Origin of the sequence: Acinetobacter tibetensis (assembly GCF_023824315.1) — a bacterium.
GTDB classification, from domain to species: domain Bacteria; phylum Pseudomonadota; class Gammaproteobacteria; order Pseudomonadales; family Moraxellaceae; genus Acinetobacter; species Acinetobacter tibetensis.
In genome coordinates, this window is the sequence record NZ_CP098732.1 from 1,270,936 (window position 1) to 1,290,303 (window position 19,368).

Sequence of the window (19,368 nt, forward strand, 5' to 3'; positions counted from 1 at the left end):
ACAATTCAAGATGTATATTTAAGATTTATTAATCAATTAAGTCATTGGCGAATTATTTAAAATACTGTAATTAGCTATGCATTATTTGCATAGTTTTATACTTTTTTTCATTATTAATTTTCTTTCAATTTGTTTAAATTCCATCCACATTGTTTCTGAATCAAATAGGATTTGATTTTGATGAAATTTGATTAAAGCTATATTTTTCAATATCTTGCTTTGTCGTTTTTAGGGTTGTAAAAGGACATTTGATATGAATCAGAAAAAACTGCTGAAGTTTATTCTTATTGCCATGGTTTTAGGCATCGTTATTGGTTGCATCTTCCACTATTATTTAACGCCTGTTCAAGCAGAAAATATTGCGTCATATTTTAAAATTTTAACCGATATATTTTTAAGATTAATTAAAATGATTATCGCCCCATTGGTGTTTGCAACAATCGTTTCAGGCATTATCTCAATGGGTAAATCCTCAGCTTTAGGTAAAATCACCTTAAAGGCAATGAGTTGGTTTATTGGTGCATCTTTCATCTCTCTTTTATTGGGTTTAGGACTCGCTAACTTTTTCCAAACAGGCGTTGGAATGAATCTACCTATTCCGACTGCTCCAGTCGATGTAGGGGTTAGCGCAACAAACCTGAGTTTACAAACTTTTATTACTCATATATTCCCAAAAAGCTTTGCTGAAGCGATGGCGAATAATGAGATTCTTCAGATTCTTATCTTCTCTATATTTTTCGGTTCGGCTTTAGCTTACGTTAATCATCTTCAACAAAATGGCTCTATTATCGGTAAGATGATTGATGAATTAAGCCTAGTGATGTTCAAGATCACGGATTACGTAATGACGTTTGCTCCAATTGCCGTTTTTGCTGCTGTTGCAGGAGCAATTACTGTAAAAGGTCCAAAAATTATTCTTGATTATGGCTCGTTCATGGCTGAGTTTTATGCCAGCTTATTTATTCTTTGGGCAGTTATCATCACGGCTGGATTTATCTTCTTGAAAAAGGATGTGTTCAGATTGTTAAAAACAATCCGTGAGCCTGTTGTTTTAGGTTTTGCTACAGCGAGTAGTGAATCTGCATATCCAAAATTGATGGAATCTTTAGAAAAGTTTGGAGTTCCGAAGCGAATCACCAGCTTCGTTTTACCATTGGGTTATTCTTTCAACCTTGATGGTTCGATGATTTATATGACATTTGCAGTCTTATTTATTGCACATGCATATAACATCGACCTTAGCCTTTCTCAGCAATTATTAATGCTTTTAACGCTAATGATCACCAGTAAGGGCATTGCTGGCGTTTCTCGTGCTTCACTGGTTGTTATTGCGGCTACATTGTCAATGTTTAAACTTCCAGAAGCAGGGCTATTGCTTATCCTTGCAGTTGATCACTTCCTTGATATGGGACGTACAGCAACCAATATTATTGGTAATAGTGTCGCAACGGCTGTTATTGCTAAGACAACGAAGTTGGATGAGGAAGAAGCTCCAAGCCTTATTGCTGTAGACGTACCACAAAATGAAAAAGTTTAGTATGGACTTCTCATCAAAAAAAAGACCGCTTTAGCGGTCTTTTTTAATGTCGGGATTAATTTTTTGGATGACTAATTTTCCACGCACGGTGGATTTTTTGGTTACGTTTGAAATCTGGCCCAATGGTTTCACTCGTAATTTCTTCGACATCAAAGAATGCCAAAATTTCTTCATCCATTTCAAAACCACGGTAGTTGTTTGAGAAGTATAAAGTCCCTTCAGTGGTTAGACGGTTCATCGCACGTTTAAGTAGTGATAAATGGTCACGTTGCACATCAAAAGTACCGTGGAACTTCTTCGAGTTAGAGAAAGTTGGTGGATCGATGAAGATCAGATCATATTGTTCATGACCTTCTTTAAGCCATTCAAAACAGTCACTGGCAAAGAACTGATGTTGTTCATCGGCATGATCAACAGTTAAACCGTTTAATACGAAGTTTTCTTTTGACCAGTTTAGGTAAGTGTTTGACAAGTCCACACTGGTGGTACTTGCAGCGCCACCTAAAGCCGCATGTAGGCTGGCAGTTGATGTATAGCTGTACAAGTTAAGGAAATGCTTACCACGTGCTTCTTTGGCAATACGTAAACGTATTTGACGGTGATCAAGGAACAGACCTGTATCAAGATAATCCGTCATGTTGACTAAAATTTTCGCTTGACCTTCTTGTACAATAAAGCGTTTTGAAGCTGTACTTTGTTTGGTGTACTGATTTTTACCTTCTTGACGTGCACGGGTTTTAATAAAAATCGCATCTCGACCTAAACCTGTGACTGCACGAATTGCAGCTAAACCCAAGTTAAAACGTTTTTTAGCTTTTTCAGGATCAATTGTTTTCGGTGGTGCATATTCTTGCACATGCAAACGATCACCATATAAATCGATCGCAAGGTTAAAGTCAGGTAAATCGGCATCATATAAACGCAAGCAGAATACGCCATCTTTTACAGCCCATTTCTTTAAGGTTTGCATATTCTTTTGCAAACGATTGGCAAAATCTTCGGCACCTTCAATCGGTTCGAATTGTAGCGGTTGCCATGTTTCCAAGAATGGTTTGACGACTGTTGCAGGTTTAATTTTACCTAAGCGAATATAGATTGGTAATTTACCATTCATCAAACGCATAGTCTGTGGGTCACTAAACGCCATTACATCGGCTTGTTCTACTGCTGCTGCAATAACTGCTGCCGTTTGATTTGGGAAGTGTTTTTGGAGCAATGCAGATAAGCCCAAATATAAAGCACGATTCGATGCTTTTTCCCCTAAACGTTCACCATAAGGCGGATTGGTCACAATAAAGGCGGTTTTGTTGCCGAGCTCAAAATCTGGCCAATCGGAAAGGGTGCGCTCTTCGATTTGAATTTGATCGAGCAGATTTTCAAAGCCTGCTGCAATGATATTTTGCTTGGTTGCTTTAACCGCTTCCCAGTCTGCATCAAAAGCATAAAACTTCGGTAAGGGTTGTGTCACTGCCTGCTGATGACGTTCCGCTGCTTCAGCCTTAATCGACATCCATAACTCGTTGTTATGACCATTCCAGCCATTAAAACCAAAACGACGGACTAAACCAGGAGCACGATCAGTTAACAACATTAAAGATTCAATAATGAAGGTACCTGAACCACACATTGGGTCTAAAATAATGTCTGGATTAAGTTGTTGCAGTTTCGCTTTTTGCAAAATTGCAGCAGCCAAGTTTTCTTTAATCGGGGCATCCGTCATATAACGACGATAACCGCGTTTATGTAAAGAATCGCCCGATAAGTCTAAGCAATAGGTATGTTCTGTTTTACCTGCAAGGACATATAGGGTAATTTCAGGTTGCTTGGTATCAATGCTTGGTCGACGTCCAACTGCTTCCATGAATGAATCCACAACCCCATCTTTAACACGTAAAGTTGCGAATTGTGAGTTGACCATAATGTCACGTTCAATGTGTAAACGAATGGCGAAAGTACTTTGTGGTGCAAAAATGAGTGACCAGTCAAAGCTAATCGCACCTTCATAAAGTTCTTCAGCGACATCACGAGCATCATGACTGCGTTCTAGTTCATGGGTATGAATAGGGAGTAGAACACGTGAAGCCAAACGTGACCACATGCAAATACGATAGGCTTGTTCTAATGTACCTTTAAAAATTAAACGCCCTGGAAAGCGTTCAATTTGTGCAATGCCTAGACCTTGTAATTCTTCTTGGAGTAAGGTTTCAAGCCCATCTGCACATGTGACCCAATAGTTGCTTAAACGTGAAGAGCTATTCATAAATTAGATAGACCAAGATTTTAAAAAATACTTTGCAAAGTTTAACTGATTTTGGCTTTGAAAGCTTTTTAAATTGCTTGTTTGAATAATCAGATCATAAAAAAATACACTTTTAACGACTTGGTTCTCAAAATTGGTATGTATTTTGCTAAGTTAAGTACATTAAATGGCAATGTGCATTTGAAATTTCACTTTATTTGCGCAATCTGCTTTGAAGTCATTATTCGTATTAAATTCAATAAAACTGGGGGATTGAAAGAGATGTCTAATCATGGATTCGTTGCTCATCCTGAGGCTTTTTCTGCTGCGACTTTGATTTATACGCGATTACGCCGCGTTTCTGGGCGTGTCATTGATGCTATGTATCTTGCGGAAAATAAGGCGTATGCAAAACATGTGGTTGATTTGGCATTCGCTACGGGCGATGCAGAGTTGGTGCGTCAAGCCGAGCGTTTACGCAGTTTTATGGATTTAGATACTGAAATTGAACCCGAAGTCGTCCCTGAAAAAGCACTTGAAAATACTCATTATCGTGAAGAAGAGGTGACTGAGGACGAAATTTATCGCGCTCAGGTGCATCATCACTATATTGGTGCATTACGTTAAATCATGTCGCAAAATAGCTTGCTGATCATGTAATTCAAGCCAATCATCTTACAATGCTAAATTGATGATGATTGGTGTTCTCATTTACAGTGCTAAATTTTGTTTAAATTATCTTATTGAAATAACGCATAGGAAATAAGGAATTCATTTTAAAAATTTTGGGCGATTATCCTTGAGTGATGAAAACTTCAACTGCCAAAACAGGGGAATCTCTGTATAATACGTTAACTTAACGTATAAGGAATCTCTCATGCACTTGGCGGCATTGCATACTCCGAGTCAGATTCAACTCAATAAAGATGGGAATTTAAAACATTTCCTGACCATCGAAGGGCTATCGAAAGCCACACTCACTAAAATATTGGACACTGCGCAGTCCTTTTTTAATGACCAAAATCAGCTTATTACCAACAACCTACTCGAAGGTCGTACGGTAATGAACCTGTTTTTTGAAAATTCCACGCGTACTCGTACTACATTTGAAGCAGCAGCAAAACGATTATCGGCCAATGTCCTAAATATTGATATTGCACGTTCAAGTACTTCTAAAGGTGAAACTTTACGCGATACGCTTTGGAATTTAGAGGCAATGGCGGCGGATATTTTTGTGGTGCGTCATTCATCTTCGGGCGCTGCACATTTCATTGCTCAGACGGTTTGTCCGCATGTCGCAATCATCAATGCGGGTGACGGACGTCATGCGCATCCAACCCAAGCCATGTTGGACATGTTGACCATTCGCCGTGAAACCAAAAAACCATTTGAAGAAATGAGTGTGGCGATTATTGGCGATATTAAACATTCGCGTGTGGCGCGTTCAGATGTTGCTGCGTTACAAACTTTGGGTTGTAAAGATATCCGCGTGATTGCTCCGAATACATTATTACCGTATGGCTTTGAAGAATATGGTGCAGGCGTTCGTCTATTTAATAAAATGGATGAAGGTGTGAAGGATTGTGATGTGATCATTACCCTGCGTATTCAAAATGAACGTATTGATTCACCCGCCCTGTCTTCACAGTCTGAATTCTACAAAATGTTTGGTTTGAACAAAGAGCGTTTAGCTTTGGCGAAGCCTGATTGTATCGTGATGCATCCTGGTCCAATGAACCGCGGTGTGGAAATCGATTCAAGTATTGCAGATGGTCCGCAATCGGTAATTTTAAATCAGGTCACCAATGGTATTGCGGTGCGTATGGCTGTTTTAGCTTTATCAATGCAAGGTCAATTACAAGAACAAGGTCTATTAGAAGCGATTGCGGGATAAGAGAAAGTCATGAGTATTGTAAAAATTGAAAATGTCCGTGTCTTAGACCCAATTCAGCAAACCGATTTGGTGCAAACTGTTTATTTAGAGCAGGGTAAATTGGTGGCTGCTTCTGAACAGGTTGAAACAACTCTGGATGGGCAAGGCAAATGGTTAATGCCAACCATGGTCGATTTGTGTGCGCGTTTACGTGAGCCAGGTCAGCAGCAGCATGGTACGCTCAAGTCGGAAGGTAAGGCTGCACGTGAGAATGGTATTCTGCATGTGTTTACGCCACCAGATTCAAAGCCAATTGTGCAAGACAATGGGGCTTTAATTCATGGTTTAGTTGAAAAAGCCATGTTAGATGGAGGTATTTACCTTCAGGTGATTGGTGCGCAAACCCAAGGTTTAAAAGGGCAACAACCTGCGAACATGGCAGCTTTGAAAAAAGGTGGTTGTACCGCGGTTTCAAATGCCAATGCATCTTTTGCGAATGATGATGTGGTCATTCGTACCTTGGAATATGCAGCAGGTCTGGGTTTAACCGTTGTGTTCTATGCGGAAGAACCACAAATTGCCAAAGATGGTTGTGTACACGAAGGTTTTATTGCGTCACGTCAGGGTTTACCAATGATTCCTGTGCTGGCGGAAACCGTTGCGATTGCTAAATATTTACTCATGATTGAAGCAACGGGTGTAAATGCACACTTTAGTTTGCTGTCATGTGGTGCATCGGTTGAGTTAATCAAGATTGCCAAAGAAAAAGGTTTACCAGTTACCGCTGATGTGGCGATGCATCAATTACACTTAACAGATCGCTTGATTGATGGTTTTAATGCATTGGCACATGTGCGTCCGCCACTACGTTCTGAAAAAGATCAAGAGCGTTTACGTCAAGGTGTAAAAGATGGTGTGATTGATGCAATTTGTACTCATCACGAACCATTAAGCAGCTCGGCAAAAATGGCACCATTTGCAGAAACTGAACCTGGTTTTACTGCATTCGATACCTATGTATCTTTAGGGGTGCAATTGGTGAAAGAAGGTTTATTTACGCCTTTAGAATGGGTAGAGAAAGTAACCCTAGCACCTGCCAAAGTTGCCAATATGCAAGAGCGTTGGGAGCAAGAAGCAGGATGGGTATTGGTTGACCCAGAACTTGAGTGGACCTTAACCAAAGAAAGTATTCTTTCACAAGGTAAAAATACCCCATTAATCAATCAGACTTTAACAGGAAAAGTACTGCAAACTTTTCATGCTTAATTCTTAAGCGTTATAAAAAAGCCAGCAATCGCTGGCTTTTTTATGCCTAAAATTTGAGATGGAGCGAAAGTGTTGCTGCAAATACAATAATTTACATTGTATAAAAATTGAACATATAAACTAATTTAATAAAACAACAAAATAAAATAAGAGGGCTGGAAATGCTGACAAATATCATCGAATTACTACAGCAACAGGTCACACCCATCGTTTTACAATCTGAGATAGAGCATTTGCTAGAAAAGAAGCATGCATTAGATAATTTTTATCCAATTTTACTCAGTTTATTAAAACAAAAACCAGATTATATTACAGAGTTACAGAATCATTTAAATCCTAGATTGAGCGATATTTTTACAACACATCAATCACTTAAAGAAAAATTTATTGAGGCAATTGGTTCGACAGCGCCGCCATCTGAAATTGAAGAAACCTTGAACAATGCAATTGCACCGACTTTGGGGGTTTTAGAGACACAAGCGGGTTCGAATAATCAACAGGCGATAGAGCATTTTTTGCTGAATCACAGTACTGATATAGCGGTGGCTTTACCTTTATGGGCTAAACCATTACTTGCAGCATTAGGTGTGAATACACTGGTGGGTGAAACTCTACATCAAAGCCCAAGTAACGCTTCTTATATTGGTTCAAAAAAGCAAAACCGGTGGTGGGTGCCAGTTTTATTTATTATTGTATTGGGGGTGATCTGTGCCTTACTTTTTAAAATGTGTAGCCGTGATGAACAACCTAACTCGGTGGTAGAGAATACCAATATTGCCAGTAAGCCAGCTAAATTCCAGTTAACTACTGGACAGGATGGAATGTTGGTCACCTGTCAAATCTTCACATCTAACAAGTCTTATATTGATATTTTACAAACGGAAGTTAAACAGATATTTACTCATCCTGTTGGATGTGGGGCCGATGATAATAGTCAATTTCATCAAACTTTGATTGATCAGGAGGCAATTCCTAGTGTGTTGAAAATGATAAAAGGAACGCCGAATGTTTCAATGACTTGGATGGGTGATCAATTGTCGATTCAAGCTAAAAGTAATGCAGTTGCGACCGAGCTTGCCCAAAAAATCCAACCGTTAGTTAAAAATATGCAAATAGTGAAGCAGCAGCCTTTAGATGTAAATCAAGCTGTAGGAAGTAGCGTCAGCAGTGCCGAAAAAGCACTGGCGAGTTTAAATCCAGAACACGTACGTGCCTTAGATGTAGCAACGGCTTTAAATTTACAAATCATCAATTTTGAACCTTACTCAAGCGAAATTCCTGAAATTAATCAATCTATTCTAGATCAAGCAGCAGCGTTAATTCGACGTGCACCGCAAGTTAATTTGGTGATAGAAGGGCATACGGATAACGTAGGTACTGCACAAGACAATAAAGAACTTTCAGTTAAACGTGCTCAAGCAGTCATGGATTATTTAATTAAAAAAGGGGTTGATCCAGCTAAACTGCAAGCTGTGGGCATGGGGGCTGAAAAACCCATTGCTGACAATAATACGCCAGAGGGACAGTTTAAAAATCGTAGAATTGAATTTACTGTGCTGAATACTGAAACGGGTAAAGCACGCCAAGTGAATGAGCAAGGCGTGAGTACGGGGAGTTATTAATACAAGAATCTAATTTGGAGGTGGTGCATATCCGTGCATGGTTATGCTCCTAACTTTGTATATAGTGCTGCTTAGAAGAAATATGGAAAAGTTTTGTAAATCCAATGCTTGGGTTAAGAGAAGATTAAGAATATTGGTTTAATATCGGTATTTATGTGGCATGAATAAAAAATCAAGATGAGAGCGTTGATGAGAAGATCCATACATATAGAGAAACACAATTTAGAGAAAACAGGTTGGTTACGTGCAGCAGTTTTGGGAGCGAATGATGGCATTATTTCAGTCACCAGTCTGGTTATTGGGGTTGTGGCAAGTGGAGCAGGGCAACAGACGGTTCTGATTACTTGTCTAGCAGGTTTGATTTCAGGTGCGATATCTATGGCTGCGGGGGAATATATTTCAGTCAAGTCGCAAGCCGATATTGAAGAAGCTGACCTAGCATTAGAGAAGCGTGAATTGGAAAATAATCCTGAACAAGAATTAAGAGAATTGACACAAATTTATATCCATCGTGGGTTGGATGAAAAGTTGGCGCATGAAGTGGCAATTCAGTTAACCGCACACGATTCTTTGGCGGCACATGCCCGCGATGAAATTGGTATTAGTGAAATGACGGCAGCGAAACCAGCGCAAGCCGCTTTATCTTCAGCTCTATCTTTTTCAGTTGGGGCAGCAATTCCTTTGTTGGCTGTGCTTATGGCACCACAACATTATTTAGCCAATGTTATTGTGATTGTGTCTATTTTTGCCTTAATAGGCTTAGGTGCACTGGCGAGTTATACCGCAGGATCATCAATATGGAAAGGTGCTTTAAGAGTGTTGTTTTGGGGATGCTTCGCCATGCTCATTACCAGTGCCATCGGGTCATTGTTTAATGTAAATGTCGCATAACGAATAAAGTCTATAATATGAGTTTACTTTCCGACGAAATGCAATTCAAGCTAGAGTAAATTATTTGCCATTCGATAAAAATATGATAATTATAATGCAATGTATCTAATCATCTGGATGCATCGATGTTTCAGGACAGAAACAAGCGTGAGACAGAAAAAATTAAACAAGGAGTTTAAAATGTTTCAATTACTCAGAAAGTTACTTTGTTTCCACATTTATGAATATGAACGAATGGAGGAAATAGGTGAACATCTGGAATGCAGAAAATGTGGCGAGAATAAGACCTCTTAGTCTTAGAATTGCTCTAGTTAAATCCGAAGTGAGTCAATCATTTCGGATTTTATACATTCTAGGACAGCTATTTTTTTAGATAATTTTTTGTATTGCTTCTCGTATTTTATTAAAGCCCGATACAATACAAGGTATTAACTTTATTTTTTTGACCAAACATGTCTAAAGATTTTCAAAAAGAAAGCTATATTGTCGATGAGCAGTTGATAGATACGCTCACGTGGTTATGTCATCATCAGGATTGTTATGAACGTTTTGAATATGATGCTGTGAGTGAGCAGTTAACTGTTTATCATGCCAACGGTGCAGATATTATTCGAAAAGGGGATTATCTGAATGCACAATATGGCATTTTGATTACGGCACATAACTTTGCGGGTTAAGGTGTGATCCTTCATTTAGTTAATGATTGATAGCTTAAGCACAAATAAAAATGCCAATTCATAGAATTGGCATTTAATTCAGGTGAACAACTTAAAATAAGTCAATTAGCCTGCCATTGCATCTACAGAAAGTTCAGAAACAGTCGGTTTTGCTTTTTCAGCAACCAAACCTAATTTATTAAATAATTGCTTGTCGCGACCTTCGCCTGCATTTGGCGTTGTGAGTAACTTTTCGCCTGAGAACAGGGAGTTTGCACCAGCCATAAATGCCAATGCTTGGTCTGAATCAGTCAATGATTCACGCCCCGCAGAAAGTCGAATATAGCTTTTTGGCATAATAATACGTGCAACAGCAATGGTACGAATCCATTCTGTGACATCAAGCTTTTCTACATCTGCCAATGGGGTGCCTTCAATTGGAACCAGCATGTTAATTGGCACAGATTCTGGATGAATAGGTAATGTTGCAAGTTCAAGTAATAGACCAATACGATCAGCAGTGTCTTCACCCAAACCAACAATACCACCACTACACACTTTCATGCCTGCACCACGTACATATTCAAGCGTATTTAAACGATCATCGAACGTACGGGTACTGATGATATTTGAATAATACTCACGCGAAGTATCAAGGTTGTGATTGTAGTAATCGAGACCAGCATCTTTTAAACGTTCAGCTTGTGACTGGTTTAACATGCCTAAAGTCATGCAAGTTTCTAAACCTAAAGCTTTTACTTCACGAACCATTTCTAGTACATAAGGCATATCACGTTCATGCGGGTTACGCCATGCAGCACCCATGCAGAAGCGTGAAGAACCAGACTCTAATGCTTCTTTGGCTTCGCTAATGACTTTGTCTACAGCAATACGCTTTTCTGCTTCTAGTTTTGAATCATAACGTGCAGATTGAGAGCAGTATTTGCAATCTTCAGGGCATTTGCCTGTTTTAATTGATAATAAAGTGCTGACTTGAATGGTATTGGCATCGAAATGCTCACGATGAACTTTTTGCGCTTGGAAGACCAAGTCTAAAAAAGGTTGTTCATATAAAGCTTGAATTTCTTCACGCGTCCAATCATTACGTACAGTCATTCTAGAAGTCCATCATCTGTATTCTTTATTGGCTTTTATCATACAGATTTCGTGCCAAAACCAAAGGCAAAAAAAACCAAAACTTATAGTATCTGACGATTAAAAAAGGTCGATGTAATGAGTGATTAGATGCAAGTTTTAGTCACAAAGTCGGCTATTTTTAGTGAGTATTCCATGCAAAGTTTTTATTTAGTTCAATAAATTTTGTGCCAAACACGTAACTATCCTTTTTATAAAACAATAACTTTGCAAAGAACTGGATATGCAAAGTTTATTTATTAATAAGGGAGTAGCGATTTTAAAATGTTTGAGATTTAATCAATTGTTCTTGAATAGCCCAATCAATATGGACTTGCACAATATCATCATGCAAGTGACGAGTTTCGTGCAAAGTTTGTAGAATTAAGCTAGAAAAAGGGGCATTTCCTAAACCAATTGCAATATTACGCATAAAGCTTTGGTAGCCTGTGCGCCGTATTGGGCTGCCTTCGGTATTGCTTAAAAAAGTTACCTCATCCCAGTGCCATAAATCTAATAAAGTGACCCGATCTAGATCATGACGTGGATTAAAATCTTCGATACTGGCTTTTTGCGCAAAACTGTTCCAAGGGCAAATCAGTTGACAGTCATCACAGCCAAAAACCCGATTGCCGATTCCACGTCGGAGTTCCTCTGGAATAACGCCTTTGTATTCAATGGTCAAATAAGCAATACACTTTCGTGCATCGAGCATATAAGGTTCGACAATGGCTTGTGTCGGGCAGATATCAATACAAGCTGTACAGGAGCCACAATGCTTAGTGGTTGGCCCATCAAAAGGTAAATCGAGAGAAGTAAACAATTCCCCTAAAACAAAAAATGAACCTGATTTTTTATGAATGAGTAAAGTATGTTTCCCAGTCCAGCCCATACCTGCATTTTCAGCCAAAGACTTTTCAAAAATGGGTGCAGAATCTGCAAAAGGACGAGATTCGAAATCTCCCACACGTTCACGAATACGCGTCGCTAATGTTTTTAGACGCCCACGCATAATTTTATGATAATCCCGCCCACGTGCATAACGCGCAATAATGGCGGCATTCGGTTCATTGGGAACATAACGTGGTTTGGGGGTTTCGACCAAATAGTTCATACGAACACAAATAATGCTACGTGTGCCTGGAACCAGTAGCGTTGGGTCGGCACGCTTGTCTAAATTTTCTTCAAGATAAGTCATATCTGCATGATAACCACGCTTTAAATATTCTTTAAAACGTTCTAATTCTGCTTGAGCATCTGGTTTGGCAATGACACAATCAGCAAAACCCAAGTCTAAAGCCTGCGTTTTGATCCATGTTTTTAGCTCTTGAAGATCAAGCTGTTGCAGTGAGATGTTTGAGGAAGAAGAGGTCGAAGCCATAAACCAATAATAGGGGAAATCATGCAACGTTCAGTTTACCATAGCAGCGAAATTCAAGCATGGGAGCAACGTTGGTTTGCTCATAAAAATTCATCATTGGGCTTGATGCAGCAAGTCGCTTGGACAATTGTGCAACAGTTATTACCACAATTTGAACAAAAGCAGATTAAAAAAATAGCGGTGTGGTGTGGGCAAGGCAATAATGCGGGGGATGGTTATTTTATTGCAGGTTACTTAAAACAGGCAGGTTTTCAAGTCACTGCATTAACTACTGAACGGGGACCATCACCAGATTTACGTCAGGCATATTTATTTGCTCAGTCGCAGAATGTGTCTTTTGTTGCGATCGAAACGTTTCTAACACAGTCTAAGTTGCAACAACAATTAGAATATTTTGAATGCCATGTAGATGCCTTATTTGGAATAGGGCTGAACCGTGAATTGGGTCAAGATTGGCAAAGGATTATTCACTTATTCAATGCACAAACTGGATTAAAAATAGCCGTCGATATTCCGAGTGGCTTGCAGGCGAATACAGGTCAGGCTTTACCTTGTGCTATTCAGGCTGATCAAACGTTTACTTTACTGGGCTATAAAGCAGGATTATTTACAGGACAAGGCAAACAATTTGTCGGTCAGTTACATTTAGTTAGCCTTATTCCTCAAGATGATGAATTACACCCCATCGGGCAGTTATCGCCAAAAAAGATTACTTTGCCGCAACGTCAAGCCTTCGGACATAAAGGTAGTTATGGTCACGTATTGGTGGTGGGTGGTCATGCCAATATGGGGGGAGCAGTCATTATGGCGGCTGAAGCAGCCTTTCATGCAGGGGCGGGTAAAGTCAGCGTAGTGTGTCATGCCAAGCATCACCAATCAATTTTGGCACGTGCGCCAAATATGATGCTACGTGATATTAATGCTTTAGATTCTGAGGCAATTCAACAGTTATTAAACCATGTCGATGCAGTTTGTTTTGGGATGGGGTTAGGGCGTGATGATTGGGCTGAGCAGATTTTTCAGCAATGGTTTGAACTACTCAATCAAAGTACACATTTAGAAGTGGTGTTGGATGCAGATGGACTTTGGTTTCTTGCGAAAGATAAGCAGAAATTGAGTGCTCATATTTATGTAACACCCCATTCGGGTGAGGCTGCAACTTTGTTGGGCTGTACAGTTAAAGAGATTGAACAAGACCGTATTGCCGCGATTCATCAATTACAAGATACCTTTTCGGGGCAATGGGTTCTCAAAGGTTCAGGTAGCTTGGTTTTGGAGGATAGATTGTATATTTGTACCCAAGGCAACGCAGGAATGGGGACTGGCGGTATGGGTGATGTGCTCGCAGGTATGGTGGCAAGTTTAAAAGCTCAATTTCATGAGCAAATTGCCTTACATCAAATTGTCAGTTTACATGCTCAAGCAGGGGATGTATTGGCTGAATCAGGGATGCGTGGTTTACAGGCACATGATATGGGGCGAGCAATTTATTCTGTTGTGAATGGAGATTAAGATGCAAAAAGCATTTCGGCTCATCATTTCAGGACGGGTTCAGGGCGTTGGCTATCGGAGATGGTTTTATCAGCAGGCTCAAGCTCTAGCGTTAAAAGGTTATGTCAAAAATTTAGCAACAGGCGAAGTAGAGGCTCTAGTGATCACTGATGCAGAAAATCTGTCACGTGTGATCGAACTGGCTTATTTAGGGCCACCTCATGCCGAAGTGCATCAGGTGAGCAGTTGTGAAGTTTCACAAGATCTCGCTATGAATGATTTTCAAAATATTCGCGAATGAAATTGCTTAATCATTAACGACGTCGGCTGCTAGAACGACTTCGTCCACGAGCCATGCCCCCTAAAGCATTAAGTACAGCCAGTTTACTCATAGTTCCTGAAGCATGTGCATGACAAATGGCAGCAGCCAGTGCATCGGCAGCATCGGCTTGGGGAGTCACACTTAAATTCAGTAATTTCACCACCATCATTTGTACTTGTTCTTTATCCGCAGCACCATAGCCAACCACTGACTGTTTAATTTGACGTGCGGTATATTCAGCAACTTGTAAATCTAAATTTACAAGCGCGGCAATGGCTGCACCACGAGCTTGTCCTAATTTTAATGCAGAATCAGGATTTTGAGCCATAAACACTTGTTCAACCGCGGCTTCAGTCGGACCATGAAATTTCACAATCCGTTCAACACCTGCAAAAATACGTTTCAGGCGTTCTGGCATGTCTTTGCTTTCGGTCCGGATGGTGCCAGCATCTACAAAGCGTAATTTTTGACCGTCTTTTTCTATAATTCCATAGCCTGTAAGGCGTGAACCTGGGTCAATCCCAATAATTAATGACATAATAAAAACTTGGTAAGATCTGAAAAAATGATGCAGAGATTGCAATCGATCTGTGAAGTATATGATTTTATAGACATGGAAGAACAGTTATTTCGCTTTAATCAAGGTGTTGTTGAGCGATCTTTCTAAACTTTTCACACTCACATTTGTTATGGTTGAAATTTTAAGAGATGGCGCAGCGCATGATCACCCATGGGTAAAACCCGAAAATTTTACAATTAACGGGTTCGAACAAGGATTTAGAATTTCCACTGCAATGCAAGAGATGCATTTAATGGATCGCCGGGTTGAATCCAAAGCTCGCTATAACTTGCAACATAGTAGGTTTCATCCAATAAATTATTGATATTGAATTGATAATGGAGTTGCTCTGATGGCGCATAATAGGCGTGTAAATTGACTAAAGTGTATGCAGGTAGGGTAAATCCATTATCACTGCTATGCCCACTACGATCTCCAACATAAATCGCGGTTGCACCGATGCCCATTTTATTGGCATTTGCCAATGACCATTCGTAATTTCCATTGATTGAGCCACTGTGTTTCGGCACATTACTTAATCTGGAACCTTTAACAAGTGTTTGGTCTTTTTCAACTTTTGCATCGGTGTAGCTATAATTGGCACGTGCTGAGAATTGATCATTCAGTTGCATTTCTAAATCAAGTTCAATGCCTTGACTAGAGACTTCACCTGCCGCGACTTGATAATTACTGTCTGTGGGATCGGTGGTTAAGACATTTTCTTTCTTCATTTTAAATAAGGCGAGGCTAAACAGACTTTGTGGATTGATCTGATATTTGCTCCCAAGCTCGTAACTTATGCCTTTTTCTGGATCAAAAACTTGGTCATGACGGTCTACACCGCTGTTCAGTGCGAAAGAATGTCCATAATTTGCATACCATGACCAATCATCATTTAGTCGATAATTTACTCCTAATCGTGGGCTAGTTTGTTGTAAGTCTCTTTTACTCGAGTTATTAATCAGTTTATTTTGAAAATTTTGCGTGATATGGTCAAAACGTGCACCAAGTAAGGCACTCCATTGATCATTTAGAAAAACTTGATCTTGAAGATTCAGAGCAAAATAGCGTTGTTGTTCTTCAGTATTAATGAATAACGGAAGTTCAGGAAGATATTGTCCATACACGGGGTTATAGATGTCGATCGTATTGGGGATGCTCGTGCTATGATTACGTCGCAATTGAAGTTGGCGATAATTCAAGCGTCCAATCTCACCGCTAACTAGAACTTCGTGTCTGGCCCAATCTTGTTGAATCATGCCCAGTAATTCCGTTTGAAAAAGTGCATCATCACTTTTATTGTCACGATAACGACGTTGTCGCTCTAAAGTCTGACCATCACTTTGAATTTTACGTGGTTCACTAGAAAACCCTTTTAATTGAGCATCTTTAAAGCTCAAGGCATTATTGATTTTCCAAGCGTCATTATATTCGTGTGCGAGACGGAGCTGATAAAAATTGTCCTTTTGAATATGCTGACCATCATTGGGTTCACCTGAAAAAGTTTCAGGTTGCATGACAAATTGTTTTTGATAACTACTGATTCCACGGTCAAAAGTACCCCTTTGTTGCGTAAACTCGCTATCAAAATCGAATTGAGTTTGATCAGAAATTTTCCAGGTCAATTGAGGTGAAAAAAACCAACGTTCACTGGATACATGGTCACGGAAACTTTGATTATCTTCATGCACAATCGCAAATCGATAGGCAATATCGTTATTGATAGGCCCTGTATGCTCAAAGCTCGCACGGTATTTTTCTAGGCTATTGGTGCGTAGGTTAATTTCACTTTGGGACTCCCATTTAGGCTGCTTGGTGTTGATATTCAAAAGTCCACCTGTTTCACCACGACCATAGAGTGCAGCCATAGGACCCTTTAAAAAGTCGAGTGATTCAATATTGACCATATCCCGTGGAGCGCTGAGTCCGCGATTTACACTAAGACCATTTCTAATCATTTGAGCCCCAATATTGGGATCGGTACTAAAGCCACGGAAAGAATAGTTGTCCCAAAAGCCCCCTCCATAATTGGTTTGATGATATACACCACTGACCTGAGCCAGTGCATCATCTATACGTTGTACATCTTGCTGTTGGATAAGGTCTTTGGACAATAGGCTGCGACTAAAAGGAATATCGAGGATATCGTGTGAAAACTTGGTTAAGGCAGTCGTTTGTTTTGGACTTTCTGTTAACGTTTCGGCCTGTAATTGTATGGTTTTAAGTACTTCTGGTGTACTTTCAGCCCAACAGAATGGAGTAAATAGAGACAAGCTGAGGCTAGAATAAAATATGTGGAAAGGTTGTTTCATACGTCATAAGAAAGATTAATGTAATGTTATAACATTTTATATTTTTGTGATCAGAATGCTAGAGCAATTTCTATTTGAAATATAAATAACAAAAATGAGTAATTCTCATGATTTCTTCAATTCAAGTTGTACTGACTGAGAAGCGTAAAATTCTAATAGCGCGTTTAATCAATAAAATTGTAAGAACAGCAGCAAGATCGTCACTAAATTTGAATAGTTTGTACAATTTTTTGACCAAGGGCTTTAAAAATAAAAAACTGCCCTTATAGATATTCTTAACCATAGAAAAATGCTGAACACTTTGACAGCTATAGAATATGGTCAATTTTTTTATTTTAGAGATTTGATTAATTTTCATGAAATTATTTCTGATTGTACTTGCTGGCTTAATTCTAGAAGTATTCGTCTGGATTGGCGTGGGTGACCTCGTTGGTAGTATGTGGTACGTGTTTTTCTGGTTTGTGGCTGCCTTCTTTATTGGATTAAATATTATCCGTAAATATTCGGCGGGAATTATGCCGCAGATGCAACAAATGCAATCAGGTCAGGTAAGTTCAGACCCTGCATTTACAGGCAATTTGCCTAAAATATTTGCAGGTTTTCTATTACTGATTCCTGGTTTAATTAGTGATGTATTTGCCGTTTTATTGTTAATTCCTGCTGTTCAAAAAGCGTTGCAAGCTGCATTTATGAAAACCATGATGAAACGCCAACAAGCCATGATGAACAAAATGATGGGTGGCATGATGGGCGATATGGGTGGAGCAACAGGTGCACAAGGGCAGAATCCATTTGCAGATTTAATGCGTCAAATGCAAGACATGCAAAATCAGCAAGGTGGTGGTCAATACCGTGATTCAAGCATTATTGATGGTGAGGCACATGAAGTAACACCAGACGCCAAGAAAATTGAAATGAAAGATGTAAATAAATGATCTAGCTGATTATCTATATATCTGAACCGAAGTCCCTCAAAAGTACTTCGGTTTTTTTATTCTTAATACGTGATTAATGCAGTAAAAATTTAAACAGGCGTTATAATTCACCCATTGAAAAAATGGTTAATTTATAAAAATATGTCTTTATTGCTTACCATCTGTGCTTTACATTTTGTCGCACAATTAACCCCTGGGCCTGATGTTTTATTGATTGCAAAAAGCTCAGCTTCTACAACACGCTTAAATACCTTAAAAATCATTTTGGGCATTTCGGCAGGGATAGTTGTTTGGGTTGTATTAACCTTATTGGGCTTTACAGTATTGGTTAAACAATTCCCTTGGATTCAGCAAATTTTGATGCTCATTGGGGGATTCTTCTTGGCCCGTATGGGGTGGGGAATGCTGAAAGAGGGACTTACTTCTGCACAAAGTCCTCAACTTGAAGGCACTTTAACTCTGCCAAATGGTCAGCAAAAGTATTTTTTATTGGGATTATTCACCAATTTGTCTAATCCAAAGACTTTAATTTATTTCAGTAGTGTCTTTTCCTTAGCGCTAGGTTCATCTGCAAATGCCAATTTAAAAACACAATTGGCATTCATCATCCCACTTCAAACGTTTTTGGTGTTTAGTTTATTCATGTTCATCATGTCTACACCAAAAATTAAAGCCTTGTATCAACGAGCAGGTCACTCTATTGATATTCTCTCGGGGGCTTTATTTCTGATGTTTGCCATCTGGCTTTGGTACGACGCTATTCGGATGTTTTAGATTGAGTGTTGGTTTCTTGAATCTGTGCTGAAGTTGAGTTGACGATTTCAGCATTTTTCGTAGTGTCTGCATAGCTATTGGGTTTGAGCGTGGTCTCAGTATTCTCTGAGCCTTTAAATTTACGGCTACGATTTGCGCGTTCCCGTAACCCGCCTTTTTTAATCAATTGTATCATCGCTGAAATCCACACTAAAAAACTGAATCTAGACGGCTATATTACTTGAATTATGGAAGGAGTTGAATTTTATGAAACTCAAACCTCGTTACATATTCATCAAGGTCATAATTTCCATAAAAGAAAAATCAAAACAGTAGACTAGAGATGTACTCATTAATTTTGAACGCTCCAGTCGACTTTTGTTTGTGACTTCACTTG

General features: G+C 39.3%; 17 protein-coding genes. 11 read left to right on the plus strand and 6 right to left on the minus strand.

Annotated features, from left to right (window positions below):
* The first annotated feature begins 253 nt into the window (after positions 1 to 253).
* Positions 254 to 1,537, plus strand: a complete 1,284-nt coding sequence (locus tag M5E07_RS06230) for a dicarboxylate/amino acid:cation symporter (RefSeq protein WP_252223085.1) — start codon at positions 254 to 256, stop codon at positions 1,535 to 1,537.
* 55 nt (positions 1,538 to 1,592) lie between these two features.
* Here the strand turns inward: M5E07_RS06230 and rlmKL are convergent, their stop codons facing one another.
* Positions 1,593 to 3,797, minus strand: coding sequence for a bifunctional 23S rRNA (guanine(2069)-N(7))-methyltransferase RlmK/23S rRNA (guanine(2445)-N(2))-methyltransferase RlmL (gene rlmKL, locus M5E07_RS06235; RefSeq protein WP_252223088.1), 2,205 nt, complete (start codon positions 3,795 to 3,797; stop codon positions 1,593 to 1,595).
* 252 nt (positions 3,798 to 4,049) lie between these two features.
* Here rlmKL and M5E07_RS06240 point away from each other — a divergent pair, with 252 nt between their 5' ends.
* From M5E07_RS06240 to M5E07_RS06265, 6 genes are all read left to right on the plus strand, one after another.
* Positions 4,050 to 4,403: a hypothetical protein gene (locus M5E07_RS06240; protein ID WP_416224533.1), complete on the plus strand. Its 354-nt coding sequence runs from the start codon at positions 4,050 to 4,052 to the stop codon at positions 4,401 to 4,403.
* Positions 4,404 to 4,653: 250 nt separating this feature from the next.
* A complete protein-coding gene (locus M5E07_RS06245) occupies positions 4,654 to 5,670 on the plus strand; it encodes an aspartate carbamoyltransferase catalytic subunit (protein WP_116763617.1) in 1,017 nt (338 codons plus the stop codon).
* Positions 5,671 to 5,679: 9 nt separating this feature from the next.
* Entirely contained in the window at positions 5,680 to 6,915 is a 1,236-nt protein-coding gene (locus tag M5E07_RS06250; protein ID WP_252223091.1) for a dihydroorotase, read from the plus strand.
* A 161-nt stretch (positions 6,916 to 7,076) separates the two neighbouring features.
* Positions 7,077 to 8,537: an OmpA family protein gene (locus M5E07_RS06255; RefSeq protein WP_252223094.1), complete on the plus strand. Its 1,461-nt coding sequence runs from the start codon at positions 7,077 to 7,079 to the stop codon at positions 8,535 to 8,537.
* A 189-nt stretch (positions 8,538 to 8,726) separates the two neighbouring features.
* A complete protein-coding gene (locus M5E07_RS06260; RefSeq protein ID WP_116763611.1) occupies positions 8,727 to 9,428 on the plus strand; it encodes a VIT1/CCC1 transporter family protein in 702 nt (233 codons plus the stop codon).
* Between the two features lie 452 nt (positions 9,429 to 9,880).
* Positions 9,881 to 10,105 carry a hypothetical protein gene (locus M5E07_RS06265; RefSeq protein ID WP_252223097.1) on the plus strand — a complete coding sequence of 75 codons (225 nt, stop codon included), beginning with the start codon at positions 9,881 to 9,883 and terminating at the stop codon, positions 10,103 to 10,105.
* 105 nt (positions 10,106 to 10,210) lie between these two features.
* Here M5E07_RS06265 and bioB read toward each other — a convergent pair whose 3' ends face one another.
* Positions 10,211 to 11,200, minus strand: a complete 990-nt coding sequence (gene bioB / locus M5E07_RS06270) for a biotin synthase BioB (RefSeq protein WP_116763607.1) — start codon at positions 11,198 to 11,200, stop codon at positions 10,211 to 10,213.
* Between the two features lie 298 nt (positions 11,201 to 11,498).
* Positions 11,499 to 12,599: a tRNA epoxyqueuosine(34) reductase QueG gene (queG, locus tag M5E07_RS06275; RefSeq protein ID WP_252223100.1), complete on the minus strand. Its 1,101-nt coding sequence runs from the start codon at positions 12,597 to 12,599 to the stop codon at positions 11,499 to 11,501.
* 21 nt (positions 12,600 to 12,620) lie between these two features.
* On the opposite strand from queG, the gene M5E07_RS06280 reads away from it, so the two are divergent.
* Entirely contained in the window at positions 12,621 to 14,111 is a 1,491-nt protein-coding gene (locus M5E07_RS06280) for an NAD(P)H-hydrate dehydratase (protein ID WP_252223103.1), read from the plus strand.
* A 1-nt stretch (position 14,112) separates the two neighbouring features.
* On the plus strand, positions 14,113 to 14,391 hold the full coding sequence (locus M5E07_RS06285) for an acylphosphatase (RefSeq protein WP_252223106.1): 279 nt from the start codon (positions 14,113 to 14,115) through the stop codon (positions 14,389 to 14,391).
* A gap of 13 nt (positions 14,392 to 14,404) precedes the next feature.
* Here M5E07_RS06285 and ruvC read toward each other — a convergent pair whose 3' ends face one another.
* On the minus strand, positions 14,405 to 14,950 hold the full coding sequence (gene ruvC, locus M5E07_RS06290; protein WP_116763599.1) for a crossover junction endodeoxyribonuclease RuvC: 546 nt from the start codon (positions 14,948 to 14,950) through the stop codon (positions 14,405 to 14,407).
* A gap of 239 nt (positions 14,951 to 15,189) precedes the next feature.
* Entirely contained in the window at positions 15,190 to 17,283 is a 2,094-nt protein-coding gene (locus tag M5E07_RS06295; RefSeq protein ID WP_252223109.1) for a TonB-dependent siderophore receptor, read from the minus strand.
* 356 nt (positions 17,284 to 17,639) lie between these two features.
* On the opposite strand from M5E07_RS06295, the gene M5E07_RS06300 reads away from it, so the two are divergent.
* Positions 17,640 to 18,218 (plus strand): FxsA family protein, encoded by a 579-nt coding sequence (locus tag M5E07_RS06300; RefSeq protein WP_252223112.1) that lies wholly within the window; start codon positions 17,640 to 17,642, stop codon positions 18,216 to 18,218.
* 141 nt (positions 18,219 to 18,359) lie between these two features.
* Entirely contained in the window at positions 18,360 to 18,992 is a 633-nt protein-coding gene (locus M5E07_RS06305; protein WP_252223115.1) for a LysE family transporter, read from the plus strand.
* On the opposite strand, the gene M5E07_RS06310 is transcribed toward M5E07_RS06305, so the two are convergent.
* Positions 18,976 to 19,167: a hypothetical protein gene (locus M5E07_RS06310; protein ID WP_131325138.1), complete on the minus strand. Its 192-nt coding sequence runs from the start codon at positions 19,165 to 19,167 to the stop codon at positions 18,976 to 18,978. The two genes, M5E07_RS06305 and M5E07_RS06310, sit on opposite strands and share 17 nt — an antisense overlap.
* Positions 19,168 to 19,368 lie beyond the last annotated feature (201 nt).